The sequence below is a fragment of the Streptomyces sp. NPDC005496 genome, from assembly GCF_042872045.1.
Taxonomy (GTDB): Bacteria; Actinomycetota; Actinomycetes; order Streptomycetales; family Streptomycetaceae; genus Streptomyces.
In genome coordinates this window covers 492,426-507,846 of record NZ_JBIAJQ010000001.1, presented here as the reverse complement: position 1 = coordinate 507,846, position 15,421 = coordinate 492,426, and the positions used below count along the sequence as shown (strand labels likewise).

15 protein-coding genes are annotated in these 15,421 nt (G+C 73.9%); 10 read left to right on the top strand and 5 right to left on the bottom strand.

Annotation, left to right across the window (positions count from 1 at the left end):
* Positions 1-44 precede the first annotated feature (44 nt).
* Together ACFYQQ_RS02440 and ACFYQQ_RS02435 are read left to right on the top strand one after the other, a co-directional pair.
* Positions 45-1,454 carry an NAD(P)/FAD-dependent oxidoreductase gene (locus tag ACFYQQ_RS02440; RefSeq protein ID WP_356166710.1) on the top strand — a complete coding sequence of 470 codons (1,410 nt, stop codon included), beginning with the start codon at positions 45-47 and terminating at the stop codon, positions 1,452-1,454.
* Positions 1,451-1,963 (top strand): O-acetyl-ADP-ribose deacetylase, encoded by a 513-nt coding sequence (locus ACFYQQ_RS02435; protein WP_355786479.1) that lies wholly within the window; start codon positions 1,451-1,453, stop codon positions 1,961-1,963. Before ACFYQQ_RS02440 ends, ACFYQQ_RS02435 begins: the two co-directional genes overlap by 4 nt.
* A 114-nt stretch (positions 1,964-2,077) precedes the next feature.
* On the opposite strand, the gene ACFYQQ_RS02430 is transcribed toward ACFYQQ_RS02435, so the two are convergent.
* Positions 2,078-2,440 (bottom strand): metalloregulator ArsR/SmtB family transcription factor, encoded by a 363-nt coding sequence (locus tag ACFYQQ_RS02430; RefSeq protein ID WP_355786476.1) that lies wholly within the window; start codon positions 2,438-2,440, stop codon positions 2,078-2,080.
* Between the two features lie 236 nt (positions 2,441-2,676).
* Here ACFYQQ_RS02430 and ACFYQQ_RS02425 point away from each other — a divergent pair, with 236 nt between their 5' ends.
* Together ACFYQQ_RS02425 and ACFYQQ_RS02420 are read left to right on the top strand one after the other, a co-directional pair.
* On the top strand, positions 2,677-4,155 hold the full coding sequence (locus tag ACFYQQ_RS02425) for an AlkA N-terminal domain-containing protein (RefSeq protein WP_355786473.1): 1,479 nt from the start codon (positions 2,677-2,679) through the stop codon (positions 4,153-4,155).
* Positions 4,156-4,192: 37 nt separating this feature from the next.
* The gene (locus ACFYQQ_RS02420; RefSeq protein ID WP_355786470.1) at positions 4,193-4,678 is read left to right on the top strand and encodes a methylated-DNA--[protein]-cysteine S-methyltransferase; all 486 of its coding nucleotides are present in this window, start codon (positions 4,193-4,195) and stop codon (positions 4,676-4,678) included.
* A 71-nt stretch (positions 4,679-4,749) separates the two neighbouring features.
* On the opposite strand, the gene ACFYQQ_RS02415 is transcribed toward ACFYQQ_RS02420, so the two are convergent.
* The 3 genes from ACFYQQ_RS02415 to ACFYQQ_RS02405 all read right to left on the bottom strand — a co-directional run bounded on the left by ACFYQQ_RS02415 (position 4,750) and on the right by ACFYQQ_RS02405 (position 7,235).
* On the bottom strand, positions 4,750-5,472 hold the full coding sequence (locus ACFYQQ_RS02415; RefSeq protein WP_355786467.1) for a Sir2 family NAD-dependent protein deacetylase: 723 nt from the start codon (positions 5,470-5,472) through the stop codon (positions 4,750-4,752).
* A 119-nt stretch (positions 5,473-5,591) separates the two neighbouring features.
* The gene (locus tag ACFYQQ_RS02410; RefSeq protein ID WP_355786464.1) at positions 5,592-6,095 is read right to left on the bottom strand and encodes an NUDIX hydrolase; all 504 of its coding nucleotides are present in this window, start codon (positions 6,093-6,095) and stop codon (positions 5,592-5,594) included.
* Positions 6,096-6,158: 63 nt separating this feature from the next.
* The gene (locus tag ACFYQQ_RS02405; RefSeq protein ID WP_355786461.1) at positions 6,159-7,235 is read right to left on the bottom strand and encodes an ADP-ribosylglycohydrolase family protein; all 1,077 of its coding nucleotides are present in this window, start codon (positions 7,233-7,235) and stop codon (positions 6,159-6,161) included.
* Positions 7,236-7,419: 184 nt separating this feature from the next.
* Here ACFYQQ_RS02405 and ACFYQQ_RS02400 point away from each other — a divergent pair, with 184 nt between their 5' ends.
* On the top strand, positions 7,420-8,538 hold the full coding sequence (locus tag ACFYQQ_RS02400; protein ID WP_356166989.1) for a glycerate kinase: 1,119 nt from the start codon (positions 7,420-7,422) through the stop codon (positions 8,536-8,538).
* 148 nt (positions 8,539-8,686) lie between these two features.
* Here ACFYQQ_RS02400 and ACFYQQ_RS02395 read toward each other — a convergent pair whose 3' ends face one another.
* On the bottom strand, positions 8,687-9,892 hold the full coding sequence (locus tag ACFYQQ_RS02395; protein ID WP_355794632.1) for a helix-turn-helix domain-containing protein: 1,206 nt from the start codon (positions 9,890-9,892) through the stop codon (positions 8,687-8,689).
* Between the two features lie 196 nt (positions 9,893-10,088).
* Between ACFYQQ_RS02395 and ACFYQQ_RS02390 the strand changes: the two genes are divergently transcribed.
* The 5 genes from ACFYQQ_RS02390 to ACFYQQ_RS02370 are packed head-to-tail and all read left to right on the top strand — an operon-like array spanning position 10,089 to position 14,988.
* Complete coding sequence (locus ACFYQQ_RS02390; protein WP_356166698.1) at positions 10,089-10,895, top strand: ABC transporter ATP-binding protein; 807 nt, start codon at positions 10,089-10,091, stop codon at positions 10,893-10,895.
* Positions 10,883-11,719 carry an ABC transporter ATP-binding protein gene (locus tag ACFYQQ_RS02385; protein WP_388902999.1) on the top strand — a complete coding sequence of 279 codons (837 nt, stop codon included), beginning with the start codon at positions 10,883-10,885 and terminating at the stop codon, positions 11,717-11,719. Before ACFYQQ_RS02390 ends, ACFYQQ_RS02385 begins: the two co-directional genes overlap by 13 nt.
* Positions 11,716-12,606: a branched-chain amino acid ABC transporter permease gene (locus ACFYQQ_RS02380; RefSeq protein ID WP_355790622.1), complete on the top strand. Its 891-nt coding sequence runs from the start codon at positions 11,716-11,718 to the stop codon at positions 12,604-12,606. Before ACFYQQ_RS02385 ends, ACFYQQ_RS02380 begins: the two co-directional genes overlap by 4 nt.
* Entirely contained in the window at positions 12,599-13,708 is a 1,110-nt protein-coding gene (locus ACFYQQ_RS02375) for a branched-chain amino acid ABC transporter permease (RefSeq protein WP_388902996.1), read from the top strand. The genes ACFYQQ_RS02380 and ACFYQQ_RS02375 overlap by 8 nt, the downstream gene beginning before the upstream one ends.
* Complete coding sequence (locus ACFYQQ_RS02370; RefSeq protein WP_355790619.1) at positions 13,705-14,988, top strand: ABC transporter substrate-binding protein; 1,284 nt, start codon at positions 13,705-13,707, stop codon at positions 14,986-14,988. The genes ACFYQQ_RS02375 and ACFYQQ_RS02370 overlap by 4 nt, the downstream gene beginning before the upstream one ends.
* The last annotated feature ends 433 nt before the right edge of the window (positions 14,989-15,421 follow it).

Here is a 15,421-nt window from a genome sequence, read left to right as displayed (position 1 = left end):
CCCCAGTGGCCATCGGCTGACAAAGGAGTCCGAAGGTGCCGTCGATGCTCGATGCGGTCGTGGTGGGTGCGGGACCTAACGGACTGACGGCTGCCGTGGAGCTGGCCCGCCGCGGTTTCTCGGTGGCGGTGTTCGAGGCGCACGGCACCGTGGGCGGTGGCGCCCGCACCGAGGAGCTGACCCTCCCCGGATTCCGGCACGACCCGTGCTCCGCCGCGCACCCGCTGGGCATCAACTCGCCCGCGTTCCGCGCGATGCCCCTGGAGCGGTACGGACTGGAGTGGCTGCACGCCGAGCTGCCCATGGCGCACCCGTTCCCGGACGGCACGGCCGCGGTACTGTCCCGTTCGGTGGCGGAGACGGCCGCCTCCCTCGGCCCGCGTGACGCCGGCGCCTACCGCAGACTGGTCGAGCCCTTCCTGCCCCGATGGGACACGCTGGTCCGGGACTTCATGTCCCTGCCGCTCACCTCCCTGCCCCGCGACCCGGTCACCCTCGCCCGCTTCGGCCTGGCCGGTCTGCCGCCGTCGACCTGGCTGATGCGCCGCTTCCGGGACGAGCGGGCCCAGGCGCTCTTCGCCGGCCTGGTCGCGCATGTCATGGCCCCGCTCAGCGGTGTCGGCACCGGCGCCGTGGGCCTCGTCTTCGCCCTAGCCGCGCACGCCCGCGGCTGGCCCGTGGCGCGCGGCGGCTCGCAGTCCCTGTCCGACGCGCTCGCCGCCTATCTGAAGGACCTCGGCGGAGCCGTCCACACGGACTACGAGGTCAAGCACTTCGACGACCTCCCGCCCGCCCGCGCCTACGTCTTCGACACCTCACCGGCCGCCCTCGCCCGTATCGCCGGATTCGGCCGCCATTACGAGGGCTTCCGGTACGGCGCGGGAGTCTTCAAGATCGACTACGCGCTGGACGGACCCGTGCCCTGGACGGCGCGGGAGGCACGCCGGGCGGGGACCGTGCAGGTCGGCGCCAGTCGCGCCGAGATCGCCACCGCCCTGCACGCGGCCTCCCGCGCGGGCCGGGCACCCGACGTGCCCTTCCTGATCACCGTGCAGCCCAGCGTCGCCGATCCGTCGCGGGCACCCGAGGGCAAGCACGTCTTCTGGGTGTACGGCCACGTCCCGAACGGCTGGAGCGGCGACCTCACCGACGCCGTCGAGCGCCAGCTGGAGCGCTTCGCGCCCGGCTTCCGCGACCGCGTCCTGGCCCGCGCGACCGCCGGCCCGCCCCAGCTCGCCGCCCGCAACGCGAACTACGTGGGCGGTGACATCGCCTGCGGCGCGGCGGCCGGCATCCAGCTCCTGCTGCGGCCGAGGCCCACCCTGTTCCCGTACAGCACCCCGCACCCGGCCGTCTTCATCTGCTCGTCGGCCACCCCGCCCGGACCCGGCGTGCACGGCATGTCGGGGCACAACGCGGCCAAGGCCGTCTGGAGGAGGCTGCGCAGCTCATGACCACCCTCACCCTCGTCCAGGGCGACATCACCCGGCAGAGCGTCGACGCCGTCGTGAACGCCGCCAACTCCTCGCTGCTCGGCGGGGGAGGGGTCGACGGCGCCATCCACCGGCGCGGCGGCCCCGCGATCCTGGCCGACTGCCGCCGGCTCCGTGCCTCCCACTACGGCAAGGGCCTGCCCACCGGCCGGGCCGTCGCCACCACGGCGGGCGAGCTGGACGCGCGCTGGGTGATCCACACGGTGGGCCCGGTCTGGTCGGCCGACGAGGACCGCGGCGAGCTGCTCGCTTCCTGCTACCGCGAGTCCCTGCGGGTCGCCGCCGAGCTGGGCGCGCGGACCGTGGCCTTCCCGGCGATCTCCACGGGGATCTTCGGCTGGCCGCTGGACGACGGCGCGCGGATCGCCGTGGAGACCGTCCGCGAGGCCGCGGCTCCGCCCGTCGAGGAGGTACGGTTCGTGCTCTTCGACGAGCGCGCCTACGCGGCGTTCGCCGACCGGCTGGACTGAGGCCCGAGGGCGGGGGCGGGGGCCTGGGCGCGTGCCCGCCCGGGTGGGCGGTCGTGGGTCGCCCTTGGCGGGGGCGCGGGAGCGCGTACGTGAGGTGACGGCTCCGGGCGTCTGCTAATCGGCGGAGTCGCTGATCCCGAGGCGCAGGTGTTCGACGTGGTAGACGGCCTGGTCGAGGAGCTCGGCGACGTGGTGGTCGTGCAGCGCGTAGACGACCGAGCGTCCGTTGCGCTCGCCGACGACCAGCCCCAGATTGCGCAGCAGCCGCAGCTGGTGCGAGCACGCCGACTGCTCCATGCCCACCTCGGCGGCCAACTCCGTGGCGGGCAGCGGTCCTTCGCGCAGCCGCGCCAGGATCAGCAGGCGGGAGGGCGTGGACAGGGCCTGGAGCGTGGTGGCCACCTTGGCGGCGTTGGCCGCGTCGAGGCGTACGCGCCCGGTGGCGTCCTTCGCGGCGGTGACGGCTCCATGACCCATGGGGTTCATCCTACTCATCGCACCGTGAGACATGAACGGCTCTTCATGTGTCTCTGGGTGGGCCGGGCGGGACGCGCGGGACGCGGGGGTGAGAGGGAGCGGGATGCGTGGGCGGGCCTCGGCTCGATCACCCCGGGGCCTCTCTCCCCGTCCCCGTTCCCGCCCCGTCCCCCTCCCCGAAGGCACATGTCGGATTCTCGCGAGCCTCGGCTCCGTCGGTGCCGGATCCTTGAGGCATGCGGAACGGGATGCACACCGACACCGAGCGCTGCGTGCGCGCCGTCCAGTCCAAGGACGCGCGATTCGACGGCTGGTTCTTCACGGCCGTCCTGACCACCCGGATCTACTGCCGGCCCAGCTGTCCGGTGGTGCCGCCGAAGCCGGAGAACATGACGTTCCACCCGAGCGCGGCCGCCTGCCAGCAGGCCGGGTTCCGGGCCTGCAAGCGGTGCCGCCCGGACACCAGCCCCGGTTCGCCGGAGTGGAACCAGCGCGCCGACCTCGTCGCCCGCGCCATGCGCCTGATCGGCGACGGGACCGTGGACCGCGAGGGCGTGCCCGGCCTCGCCGCACGCCTCGGCTACAGCACCCGCCAGATCGAACGCCAGCTCCTCGCCGAACTGGGCGCCGGGCCGCTCGCGCTCGCCCGGGCCCAGCGCGCCCAGACCGCGCGGCTGCTCATCGAGACGACCACCCTGCCCATGGCCGAGGTCGCCTTCGCCGCCGGTTTCTCCTCCATCCGCACGTTCAACGACACCGTGCGCGAGGTCTTCGCGCTCTCCCCGAGCGAGCTGCGTACCCGGGTCCCGCGGAAGGCGGCGCCCGCGCCCGGCGCGCTGACGCTCCGCCTGCCGTTCCGTGCCCCGCTGAACCCGGACAACCTCTTCGGGCACCTCGCGGCGACCGCGGTGCCGGGGGTCGAGGAGTGGCGCGACGGAGCCTATCGGCGCACGCTGCGCCTGCCCTACGGGCACGGTGTCGCCGCGCTCACCCCCGAGCCCGACCACATCGGCTGCCGCCTCACCCTCAGCGACCTGCGGGACCTGCCCGTCGCCATCAGCCGCTGCCGCCGACTGCTCGACCTCGACGCCGATCCGGTGGCCGTCGACGACCAGCTGCGCACCGATCCGCTGCTCGCCCCGCTCGTCGACAAGGCGCCCGGCCGCCGGGTCCCGCGCACGGTCGACGAGGCCGAGTTCGCCGTACGGGCCGTCCTGGGTCAGCAGGTGTCCACGGCCGCCGCCCGCACCCACGCGGCCCGCCTGGTCCGCGCGCACGGCGAACCGGTGGACGACCCCGAGGGCGGCCTGACCCACCTCTTCCCGGCCCCCGAGGCGCTCGCCGCGGTCGACCCCGGGTCGCTCGCAATGCCCCGCACGCGTCGGGCCACGTTCGCCACCCTCGTCCGTCAACTCGCCGACGGGGAACTGCGTCTGGGCGTCGAGAGCGACTGGGAGGAGAGCCGCGCCCGGCTCCTGGCGCTGCCCGGCTTCGGGCCCTGGACCGTCGACGTCATCGCGATGCGCGCCCTCGGCGACCCGGACGCGTTCCTCCCCACCGACCTCGGGATCCGGAAGGCGGCGAAGGAGCTGGGCCTGCCCTCCACGCCGTCCGCGCTCACCGCACGCGCCGCCGCCTGGCGCCCCTGGCGGGCCTACGCGGTGCAGTACCTGTGGGCGACCGACAGCCACCCCATCAACTTCCTGCCCGTCTGAGCGACTTGACGACACGAGCGACTCCGAGGAACCGACTGTGAAGCAGCACACCGTCATCGACAGCCCCTACGGCCCCCTCACCCTCGTCGCCACCGACGGGGTCCTGTCGGGCCTCTACATGGTGGGCCAGCGCCACCGCCCGGCCGAGGAGCACTTCGGCGACCCCGACGACACGCCGTTCGGGGAGGCGCGGGAGCAGCTGGAGGCCTATTTCGCGGGGGAGTCGAAGGACTTCGACCTCCCTCTGCACCTCGACGGCACCCCGTTCCAGCGCCGGGTCTGGGAGCAACTGCGCCTGATCCCCTACGGCGAGACCCACTCGTACGGCCAACTGGCCGAGATCCTGGGCAACTCGGGAGCCTCCCGCGCGGTCGGCCTCGCCAACGGCAAGAACCCCGTCGGCATCATCGTGCCCTGCCACCGCGTGGTGGGCGCCGACGGCAGCCTCACCGGCTACGGCGGCGGCCTCGACCGCAAACGACGCCTTCTCGACTTCGAACGCGGCGCCGCCCTCTTCGACTGACGCGCGTCCGCTTCCTGTTGCCCTGCCGAATGCTCACTGCCGTGGCCGCCCGCCGGCGACGCGCCGGCCACTCACCGCAGGTTGCGCAGCAGTTCGGGCAGCGCGGTGCCGATCGGCTCCCGTACGACCTCGTCGGCCCGGTCGTCGTAGGGGGTCGGTTCGGCGTTGACGACGATCAACCGGGCGCCTTGGTCGGCGGCCACGCCGGCGAGGCCCGCCGCCGGGTGCACCTGAAGGGTGCTGCCGACCGCGATGAACACCTGGCAGGCCTTGGTGACGGCCAGCGCCTCACCGAGGACGACCGGGTCGAGGTGCTCGCCGAACATGACGGTCGCCGGTTTGAGGATGCCGCCGCACCGCAGGCACGGCGGGTCGTCCTCCCCGGCGTCGACGCGCGCGAGGGCGTCCTCCATCGGGCCGCGCACGTGGCACCCCGTGCACACGAACTCCCGCGCGGTGCCGTGCAGTTCCAGGACCTTGCGTGCGGGCATCCCGGCGAGCTGGTGCAGTCCGTCCACGTTCTGCGTGATCACCCGCACCGGCACACCGGACCGCTCCAGCTCGGCCACGGCCAGGTGCGCCGCGTTCGGCTCGGCCCGGAGCGCCCCTGTCTCACGCCGCATCCGCCAGGAGCGCCTGCGGATTTCGGGGTCGCCCATGTAGTACTCGTACGTCACGAGCTTCTCCGCGTCGGGATCCCGCCGCCAGAGCCCGTCGGGCCCGCGGTAGTCCGGGATGCCCGAGTCCGTGGAGATCCCCGCACCGCTGAGAATCGCGACCAGAGGCTTGTTCATGGTGCCGAGGGTAGGAGCCCGGCCGGGGCGCGGCGAACGAATATGCTCCGAGGCCGCGGAGCCGGGCGCGAACCCCGGAAGACGGAGCCCGCCCGCGTCGCGTCCTGCCCCGGTCCCCGTCAGCCCACCCTGTGGCCGTTCTCCAGTTCCGCCGTGCCCGTGGCGTCCGCGAGGGTGTCGAGGGCGGCCAGTACACGGCGGCCAAGGGCGCCCGGCAGGTGGGCGGTGAGGTCCTCCCGGGGGACCAGGCGCCAGGACAGGAGTTCCTCCTCTTGGAGCCGGATCGCCGCGAGGTCGTCCGCGCCGAGGACCCCGCCGTCGTACAGGTACGCCACCAGCGGCGGCCTGTCCGCCCCCGGCACCCAGTCCACCGCGAGCAGCCGTCCCAGGCTCACGTCGAGCCCGATCTCCTCGGCCGTCTCGCGGCGCGCCCCCTGCCGCGGGGTCTCGCCGTCGTCCGACTCGACGGTGCCGCCGGGCAGGGCCCAGCCCTCCCGGTAGTTCGGCTCGACGAGCAGCACCCGTCCCTCGGCGTCGCGGAAGAGCGCGGCCGCCCCGACGATGACGCGGGGCAGACCGGCGATGTACGTGGCGAAGTCCGCAGCGGTCTGTGAAGAGGTCATCCGGAAAGGGTAGCGGCCGGTGCCAGGCGTCCCCCGGTCCCGGGCCGGACCGATCCGCGCCGGTCAGGCCACCTTCTCCGCCTCCGCCGCCAGCCGCACCGTCCGCTCGGCCAGCTCGCTGATCCGCACCCCGTCGAAGCCGAACACCGCGCTGCGCACCGTGTCCTCCAGGGGGTCCCGCCACTGTGCCGGGATCGCCGCCGCCCCGCACAGGACGCCCGCGACGGAGCCCGCCGTCGCGCCGTTCGAGTCGGTGTCCAGGCCGCCGCGGACGGTCAGCGTGACGGTGCGGGTGAAGTCGCCGTCGCCGTACAGGAGCCCGGCGGTCAGGACGGCGGCGTTCGGGACGGTGTGGATCCAGCCGAGCCCGGCGGTCTCGTCGGCCAGCGTGGTGAGCGTGTCCTCCCAGCTCAGCCGCGTCTCGTGCAGCGTCATCACCCGGCGTACGGTCCGGGACAGCCGGCTGCTCGCCGGGATCACCGTCAGCGCCGTGTCGAGGGCGTGCCGCACCCCGGGCGCGGTGAACGCCGCCGAGATCAGCGCCGCCGCCCACATCGCCCCGTACACCCCGTTCCCCGTGTGCGACAGGACGGCGTCCCGGCGGGCCAGCGAGGCCGCGAGCCGGGGCCGGCCGGGGTGGGTCCAGCCGTGGACGTCGGCGCGGATCAGGGCGCCGATCCACTCCTGGTAGGGGTTGTCGTACGTCGCCGTCAGCGGCGGCTTGAGGCCGTTGGCGAGGTTCCGGTAGGCCGCCCGCTCCGCGGTGAACGTCTGGAGGAACGGCAGCCGCAGCAGCCACAGGTCGCCGACCTGCTCGGTGCTGAACCCGAAGCCGTACGTCTCCAGCAGGTGCAGGCCGAGGATCGCGTAGTCCACGTCGTCGTCGCGGCAGCTGCCGTGGATCCGGCCCCGGACGCACTGCCGCCACTCGGGACGCAGCGCGAGAGCGGTGCTCTCGTCGGCGGGCTCGGGTAGGTAGTCGGTGAGCGGCAGGGCGCCGGCCTGCCGCAGATAGCGGTCGATGCGCTCCCGCGTCCAGTGGTCGCCCTGCTCGACCGGCTTGCCGAGCATGTTGCCCGCGATCCGGCCCAGCCAGCCCCCGAGGACGCGGTCGTCGAGTTCGTTGCCCACAGGGGTCATAGCTCCGGTGTACCCGCTGACGGGCCCCGACGCGCGGGTTTCGAGGCGCGGGACGGGGCATGACGGGGCGCCCCTCCTGCGGTTAAGGTCGCAGCGGCGCGACTGCCTTGACGTGAGCAAGGCGCGAAAGCAAGGGGAATGCAAGGTGGCGGACGCTGTGAATCGGACTCCGCGGGCGGCGCGCGTGCTCATCGCCGCGGACAAGTTCAAGGGATCGCTGACGGCCGTGCAGGTCGCGGAGCGGGTGACGGCCGGGCTGCACCGGGTCGCCCCGCACGCCGAGGTCGAGGCGCTGCCCGTGGCCGACGGCGGCGACGGCACCGTGGACGCGGCGGTCGCGGCCGGGTTCGAGCGCCGTACGGTCCGCGTCGCCGGGCCGCTGGGCGACGAGGTCGAGGCGGCGTTCGCGCTGCGCGGGGACACGGCCGTCGTGGAGATGGCGGAGGCGAGCGGCCTCCAGCGGCTGCCCGCGGGCGTCTTCGCGCCGCTCACCGCGTCCACGTACGGATCGGGCGAACTGCTGCGCGCGGCCCTGGACGCGGGGGCGCGGACCATCGTGTTCGGTGTCGGCGGCAGCGCCACCACCGACGGCGGCGCCGGCATGCTGTCCGCCCTCGGTGCCCGCTTCCTGGACGCCGACGGCGAGCCCGTCGCCCCCGGCGGCGGCCCTCTGGCGGGTCTGGCTACCGCCGACCTGTCGGGCCTCGACCCCAGGGTCTCCGAGGTCGACCTCGTCCTCGCCAGCGACGTGGACAACCCGCTCACCGGCCCCAAGGGCGCGCCCGCCGTGTACGGGCCGCAGAAGGGCGCGAGCCCCGACGAGGTGGCGGCCCTGGACGCCGCGCTCGCCCACTTCGCCACCGTGCTGGAGAAGGCGGTCGGCACCGAGGCGGCCGAGTACGCCCAGGCGCCCGGCGCGGGCGCCGCGGGCGGCATCGGTTACGGGGCCCTGGTCCTGGGCGCCCGGTTCCGTCCCGGCATCGAGGTCATGCTCGACGTCCTCGGCTTCGCGCCCGCCCTGGAGCGCGCCACCCTGGTGATCACCGGCGAGGGCTCCCTGGACGAGCAGACCCTGCACGGCAAGGCACCCGCGGGCGTCGCCACGGCGGCCCGCGCGGCGGGCAAGGAGGTCGTCGCGGTCTGCGGCCGCCTGGCCCTTCCCCCGGAGGCGCTCGGCAAGGCGGGCATCCGCCGCGCGTACGCCCTCACCGAGGTCGAGCCCGACATCGCCAAGTGCATCGCCGACGCGGGCCCCATCCTGGAGCGGGTCGCAGAGAACATCGGGCGTGACTTCCTGATCTGACCCCTGCCGTCCGGACTCGGGCCGGCCCGAGCGCTCACCCCCAGCTGGGCGGCGCATGAGGGCCGGCCCCTGCCGTCCTGCGGGAAACGGACGCTCACCGGCCCGTCCGGCCATCCGACCGTCGCCCCCTCGGACCCCGCGCCCCGTCTCACCCCCGCGCCCCCGACAACCGGTACGCGTCCAGTGCCAGCGTCATCTCGATCAGGTCCCGGGGCCGGGCCAGGGAACGGGCGGTCAGCTGCTCCAGGCGGCGCAGCCGGTTGAAGACCGTGTTGCGGTGGCAGTACAGGCGGCCCGCCGCCCGCCCGGCCGACCCCTCGCAGGCCAGCCACACGTCCAGCGTCTCCAGCAGCACCGCCCGGTCCGCCGGCTCCAGGGTGAGCAGCTCGCCGAAGATGTCGGAGACCAGCCGCCCCGCCAGCTCCGGCTGGCTCACCACGAGGGCCGTCGGCATCCGCTGGTCCAGCCGTACGACCTCGCTCGCGTCCGGCGGACACGTCCGCAGCGCCAGTTCGGCCAGCCGCCGGGCCCGCCCCAGCTCGGCGAGGCCCGCCACGACGGGACTGATCCCGCCGGGACCGACGCAGCGGCCCGCCAGCACGCGGGCGACACCGTCCAGGTCCTGGCCGGGACCCAGGGCCACCACCCCGACCTCGCAGTCCGCCCGCATCCGCCAGACGAACCGGAACCCCGCCCCCTGCACCGGCCGGTGGAAGGCCTCCCGGCCGTCCCGCCGCTCCGACCGCAGCACCACCACGGCATAGGGCCCTCGCTCCGGCAGATCGAGGCCGGCCGCCGCCCGCGCCGCGAGCCCCGGGGCCTCCTGGCCCTCCAGGAGCGCGTCCAGCAGGGCCTGCAACTGCTCGTCGGTGCGCCTCCGCAGCTCCATCTCGGTCGCCCGGTACGCCTCCGAGGCCGCCGCGGCCTGGGCGTCCACCGCCGACCACACCATCGTCGCCGACCGCATCAGCGCCCCGAGCCGCTCCGGCTCCCTGCCCGCGGCGCCCTCCATCAACGCGTCCCACACCAGATAGCCCGCGCTGCGGTAGGAGTGCACGAGTAACTCCAGCGGCAGCCCCTGCTGGGCGCGCCGCCGTCCGGCGTCCTCCGCGTACTCCAGGTCACGGCGCGGGGAGGACCGCGGCGCGGAGATCGTCTCGATCCCGATCCGCATCGCCTCCTCCGCCTCCCGCCACTGCTGGTCGTACGCGAGCACCTGCCCGTAGACGGGGGAGTGCTCCGCGAGTTGCCGCACGTGCTCGTCGACCAGCTCCGGCAGCCGTTCCAGCAGCGCGGTGCAGGCCTCCGCGAGCAGTTTCCAGTCATGACCGGTACGCCTTCTGCGCGCTCCCATGGCCGCAGGATGCCACCGGTACGACGCCCTCGGCAGGCACCTGACACGCGGTGTTGTGCGCGCGCACAACGGCCGGCCGCACTCGCTGGTCACCCGCAGCGTTTCGCCACCGGGCCGTGGACGGGGCGCTCCGCCGGTGCTGTTGTGAGCGCCACCGAGCGAGGTCGGCGAGCGAGGACGACAGGAGGGAGAAGCCATGGACGGTTCCGGTCTGGTCGTACGGGACCTGTCGGTCGGATACGGCCCGGTGCGCGCACTGCGCCGGGTGTCCCTGGAGGTGCCTGAGGGCGCCGTGGTGACGGTGCTGGGCGGCAACGGAGCGGGCAAGTCGACGCTGTTGCGGGCGGTGTGCCGGACGCTGTCGTTCCACGGAGGGGCGGTGACCGAGGGCACGGTGACCCTCGGCGGCCGGCGTCTGGACGGCGTGTCGCCGGACCGGGTGGTGGCCGCGGGGGTGTCCCAGGTGCCCGAGGGACGGCGGGTGTTCGCCCGCATGACGGTCGCGGACAACCTGCGGGCCGGAGCGCTCGGCGCGAGCGGGGGGCGCGCCGAGCGGACCGCCGCCCTGCGCCGCGTCCACGAGCTCTTCCCGGTGCTCGCCGACCGCGCCCAGCAGCGCGCCGGCCTGCTGTCGGGCGGCGAACAGCAGATGCTCGCCGTCGGCCGCGCGCTCATGGCGGCCCCCAGCGTGCTCCTCCTGGACGAGCCCTCGCTCGGTCTCGCCCCGCTGATGGCCGCCCGGATCGCAGACACCGTCCGCGAGATCAACGCCCAGGGCACCTCCGTGCTGCTCGTCGAACAGAACGCGGCGCTCGCGCTGCGGCTCGCCTCCCGCGCCTACGTCCTGGAGGTCGGCGAGGTCACCCTCTCCGGCCCCGCGGAGGAACTCGCCGCCTCCGACGAGGTGCGCCGCCGCTACCTGGGCGTCGTAGACGAGGACGCGGCCGCCGACGCCTCGCGGGCCGGCGGCACGCTGCCGGCCCTGACCCGATGGAAGGGGTGACGCGCCGCGTGGAGACCAAGACCGCCGCTGCCGCCGACACCGGTACCACCGACGTCCCCGCCCTGGAGGTGAGCGGGCTGACGGTGCGCTTCTCCGGGCTCCTCGCCCTGGACGACGTGAGCTTCACCGTCCGCCCCGGCACCGTGCACGCCCTCATCGGGCCGAACGGCGCGGGCAAGTCGACCTGCTTCAACGTCCTGTCCGGCGTCTACCGCGCCACCGCGGGCAGCGTCCGCTTCGGCGAGCACGAGCTGACCGGGCTGCCCCCGCACCGCATCGCCGGGCTCGGCGTGGCCCGCATCTTCCAGAACCTCGCCCTGCCGCCGCTCGCCACCGTCGAGGACAGTCTCCTGCTCGGCAGGCACCGGCTGACCCGGTCCGGCTTCGTCGCCGCCGGGCTGCGCCTGCCGGCGGCGGCCCGCGAGGAGCGTCGGCACCGTGAACGCGTCCGTGAGATCGCCGACTTCGTCGGTCTCGGCGACTGCCTGGACCGCCCGGCCGGCTCCCTGCCGTACGGGCAGCAGAAGCTCGCCGAACTGGCGCGGGCGCTGTGCATGGAGCCGCGCCTGCTGCTCCTCGACGAACCCGTCGCCGGCATGACCGGCGACGAACGGCGCCGCACCGCCGCGGTGATCGCGGGCGTCCGCGACAGCCTCGGCATCTCGATCGTCCTGGTGGAACACGACATGGGGGTGGTGATGCGGCTCGCGGACGCGGTGACCGTACTCGACTTCGGGCGCCGGATCGCGGACGGCGCCCCCGCGGACGTCCAGAACGACCCGGCCGTGGTCCGCGCCTACCTTGGGGAGGAGACCGCTTCATGAGCACCTTCGCCGAACTCCTGCTCAACGGCGTCTCGATGGGCTCCGTCTACGCCCTCATCGCACTCGGCTTCGTGGTCATCTTCCGGGCCACCGAGGTCGTCAACTTCGCTCACGCCTCACTGCTGCTGGCGGGCGGCTACGTCACCGCCGTCCTGCACGACGACATCGGCTTCTGGCCCGCCCTGCTCGTGGGCATCCTGGGCGCCGCGCTGGTCGGCGCGGCGGTCGAGTTCCTCGTGATGCGCCGCTACCGGGGCTCCGACCACAGCGTGCTGGCGATCGTCACCATCGGCGTCGACATCCTGCTCACCACCGAGCTGACCCGCCGTATCGGCACCGACGTCCTCTCCCTGGGCGACCCGTGGGGCGACGCGGTCCTCAGTCTCGGGCCGATCTCGCTCGCCCACACCAGGATCGCCGCGTTCGTCGCCGCCGCGCTGCTGATCACGGTCTTCCTGCTCGCCTTCCGCTACACCTCCTGGGGCGTGGCGATGCGGGCGGCGGCCGAGAGCTCGGAGACGGCAGCGCTGATGGGCGTACGACTGGGCCGGGTGTCCCTGGGCGCCTGGGCCGTGGCCGGCGGTCTCGCGGCCGTGGCCGCGCTGTTCCTGACGGTCTTCCCGACCCCGGGACTGGAGCGGGCCACCTCGCTGGCCGCGCTGAAGGCCTTCCCGGCCGCGATCCTCGGCGGCCTGGACTCGACCACGGGCGCCCTGGTCGGCGGCCTGCTCGTCGGCATCACCGAGTCGCTGGCCACCGGCTACCAGAGCGATCTGACCTTCCTCGGCCGGGGACTCGGCGACCTCGCCCCCTACCTGGTGATGGTCGCGATCCTCCTCGTCCGGCCCGCCGGACTGTTCGGCACGAAGGAGCTGGCCCGTGTCTGAGGTCCTCACCCGCACCGAGACGGCCCCGGTGCGCCGCCGTCCGGCCGGGCTCACCCGCCCGCGGCCCTACGTCCTGGCCGCCGGAGCGGTCCTGCTGCTGGCGTTCCCGTTCTACCTGGACCGGTTCTGGCTCCAGGCCGGGCTGTTCGCCATGGCCGCGGCGATCGGCGCCATCGGCATCAACCTGCTGACCGGCGCGACCGGCCAGCTGTCGATGGGGCACGCCTTCTTCCTCGCGATCGGCGCCTACGGCTACTGCGTGTTCGCGGGGGACGGCTCCGACGGGCTGACCGGACTCGGGCTGCCGACCTGGCTGGCGGTGATCCTCGCCGTGCTCGTGGCGGGCGCGGCGGGCGGCCTGTTCAGCCCCATCGCCGGCCGGCTGCGCGGCGCCTACCTGGGCATCGCCACCCTCGCGCTGATCTTCATCGGCCAGCACGTGCTGTTCAACGCGCGGGACCTCACGGGCGGCTTCAACGGCCGGGACGTACCGGCCCTGAGCCTGTTCGGCCTCACCTTCGACGACCAGGAGACCGTGGTGGCCGCCGTGCCCTTCGGCTCGGCGGAGAAGCTCTGGTACTTCGGTCTCGTACTGCTGCTGGCCGGCGCGCTGTTCGCCCGCGGGGTCCTGCGGGGCCGCCCGGGGCGTGCCATGAACGCGATCCGGGACCACCGGATCGCGGCCGGGGTGATCGGCGTGCCGGTGGCCCGCTACCGCGCCGCCGTCTTCGTCCTGTCCTCGATGTACGCGGGCCTCGCCGGTGTGCTGCTGGCCCTGATCTTCCAGCGGACCGTGCCCGACTACTTCGGCATCACGCTCTCGCTCGAGTACCTCGCCATGATCGTCATCGGCGGGCTCGGCTCGGTCTCCGGGGCGGTGGTCGGCGCGGCGTTCGTCTCGCTGCTGCCGCAGCTGCTGACCCGGTACAGCGACGCACTGCCGCTCGTCTCCGCACCGGGGACGGGCGGGATCACACCGGGCGAGGCGTCCCGGTACCTGTACGGCGCCGCCGTCGTGGCGGTGGTGCTCTTTCTGCCGGGCGGCCTGGTCAGGGTGGCCGCGCGGCGTCGCGTCAGGACGACTTCTGTGGAGGAACGATGACTACGGGTACCACTGGCAGGTCTCGGGTGTACGCGACCCGGGCCGCCGCGGGCGCGCTGGCCGCGCTGATCGTACTGTCCGGCTGCAGCTCCAAGGCCAAGGACGACGAGGGCGACAAGGGGAACGCGAGCGGGGTGAAGACCGGCGAGGGCATCTCCGGCAAGACCATCACGCTGGGCGTCCTCACCGACATGACCGGCGTCTACGCCACCCTCGGCAAGAGCGTCACGCAGGCCCAGCAGCTGTACGTGAAGCAGCTCAACGCGGACGGCGGGGTCTGCGGCTACAAGGTCGACCTCGCCATCCGCGACCACGGCTACGACCCGCAGAAGGCGGTCGCCGGCTACACCGAGCTGGAGCCGAAGGTGCTGGGCTTCGCCCAGTTCATCGGGTCGCCGTTCGTCGCCGCCGTCAAGAAGCGCATCGACGGCCAGGACAAGGGCCTCGTGCTGCCGCAGGCGTGGTCCAACTCGCTGCTCGGCAGCCCGTACATCCGGGTCATCGGCTCGACCTACGACGTCGAGACGATCAACGCCATCGACTTCCTGATGAAGGAGAAGGGCGTCAAGAAGGGCGACAAGATCGGTCACGTGTACTTCGAGGGCGACTACGGCGAGAGCGCCCTGGCCGGCGCCAAGCACATGGCGAAGGAGTCCGGTCTCAAGATCGTGGAGCAGAAGATCAAGCCGACCGACAACGACATGACCGCCCAGGTCGCCGCGCTGAAGAAGGCGGGCGTCAAGGGGATCGTGATCAGCGCGGGCCCGCGGCAGGCGGCCTCGCTGGTCGGCGTCGCGGCGGCCGGGGGCTTCGGCGTCCCGGTGATCGGCAACAACTCGGCGTTCGCCCCGCAGCTGCTCGCCACCCAGGCGGGCCCGGCCCTGGAGAAGAACTACTACGTGGCCTCGCCGGCCCTGCCGATCGGCGGCGACACCCCGGCCGCCAAGAAGCTGGTGAAGGACTACAAGGCCGCGTACCCGAAGGACTCGCTCGACAACGGCGTGGTGGCCGGCTGGACGGCCGCCTCCGTCTTCGGCGAGGCGCTGAAGACGGCCTGCAAGAGCAAGGACCTCACCCGGGAGGGCGTCGACAAGGCCCTGCTGACCCTGAACGACGTCGACACGGGCTTCGGGATCCCGCAGAACTTCTCGGACCCGGCGGCACCGTCCTCCAAGCAGAGCGTCATCCTGCAGCCCGACAAGAGCGCGGTGGGCGGCACGAAGGTCGTGCGGCAGCCCGAGGCGGCGTCGGTGGCCGAGAGCTACACCCCGGCCGGCTGATCCGCTCCTGAAGCCGTGGGGCCCCGCACCGAGTCCGGTGCGGGGCCCCACGGCTGTGCACGCGCCCAGGCGGCCGTACGGGCCCGCTCAGGGGCCCGGACAGCCCTCGCCTTCGTACGGAACCGGGCCGCATGACACGAGATCCCCGGGAAAGCCCTGTATGCCCCACTGAGCGCCCAGGAGGCCGGGAATGACGTCGGGGCCCCGGGAGGCGGCCCGAGGGCGTCCTGGGGTCGCGTAGGGCGTCCGCAGGGCGGCCTGGGCCGGGAACGCGTAGGGGCGGGGTGGCCGAAGCGGGGCGCGGAGTGACCGAGCGCCGGGCCGCTTACGCCACGGAGTTGCCGGACGGCGGCGAGGCGGGCGTCGAGCCACGGAGGCGCCGGACGGCGGCGAGGCGGGCGTCGAGCCGGGAGGCGAAGGACGGCGATGCGCC

Excerpts from the sequence above, each read along its gene's own strand:
- ACFYQQ_RS02440 (WP_356166710.1), top strand. The coding sequence starts at position 45 with ATGCTCGATGCGGTCGTGGTGGGTGCGGGACCTAACGGACTGACGGCT.
- ACFYQQ_RS02435 (WP_355786479.1), top strand. The coding sequence starts at position 1,451 with ATGACCACCCTCACCCTCGTCCAGGGCGACATCACCCGGCAGAGCGTC.
- ACFYQQ_RS02430 (WP_355786476.1), bottom strand. The coding sequence starts at position 2,440 with ATGGGTCATGGAGCCGTCACCGCCGCGAAGGACGCCACCGGGCGCGTA.
- ACFYQQ_RS02425 (WP_355786473.1), top strand. The coding sequence starts at position 2,677 with ATGCGGAACGGGATGCACACCGACACCGAGCGCTGCGTGCGCGCCGTC.
- ACFYQQ_RS02415 (WP_355786467.1), bottom strand. The coding sequence starts at position 5,472 with ATGAACAAGCCTCTGGTCGCGATTCTCAGCGGTGCGGGGATCTCCACG.
- ACFYQQ_RS02410 (WP_355786464.1), bottom strand. The coding sequence starts at position 6,095 with ATGACCTCTTCACAGACCGCTGCGGACTTCGCCACGTACATCGCCGGT.
- ACFYQQ_RS02405 (WP_355786461.1), bottom strand. The coding sequence starts at position 7,235 with ATGACCCCTGTGGGCAACGAACTCGACGACCGCGTCCTCGGGGGCTGG.
- ACFYQQ_RS02395 (WP_355794632.1), bottom strand. The coding sequence starts at position 9,892 with ATGGGAGCGCGCAGAAGGCGTACCGGTCATGACTGGAAACTGCTCGCG.
- ACFYQQ_RS02390 (WP_356166698.1), top strand. The coding sequence starts at position 10,089 with ATGGACGGTTCCGGTCTGGTCGTACGGGACCTGTCGGTCGGATACGGC.
- ACFYQQ_RS02385 (WP_388902999.1), top strand. The coding sequence starts at position 10,883 with ATGGAAGGGGTGACGCGCCGCGTGGAGACCAAGACCGCCGCTGCCGCC.
- ACFYQQ_RS02380 (WP_355790622.1), top strand. The coding sequence starts at position 11,716 with ATGAGCACCTTCGCCGAACTCCTGCTCAACGGCGTCTCGATGGGCTCC.
- ACFYQQ_RS02370 (WP_355790619.1), top strand. The coding sequence starts at position 13,705 with ATGACTACGGGTACCACTGGCAGGTCTCGGGTGTACGCGACCCGGGCC.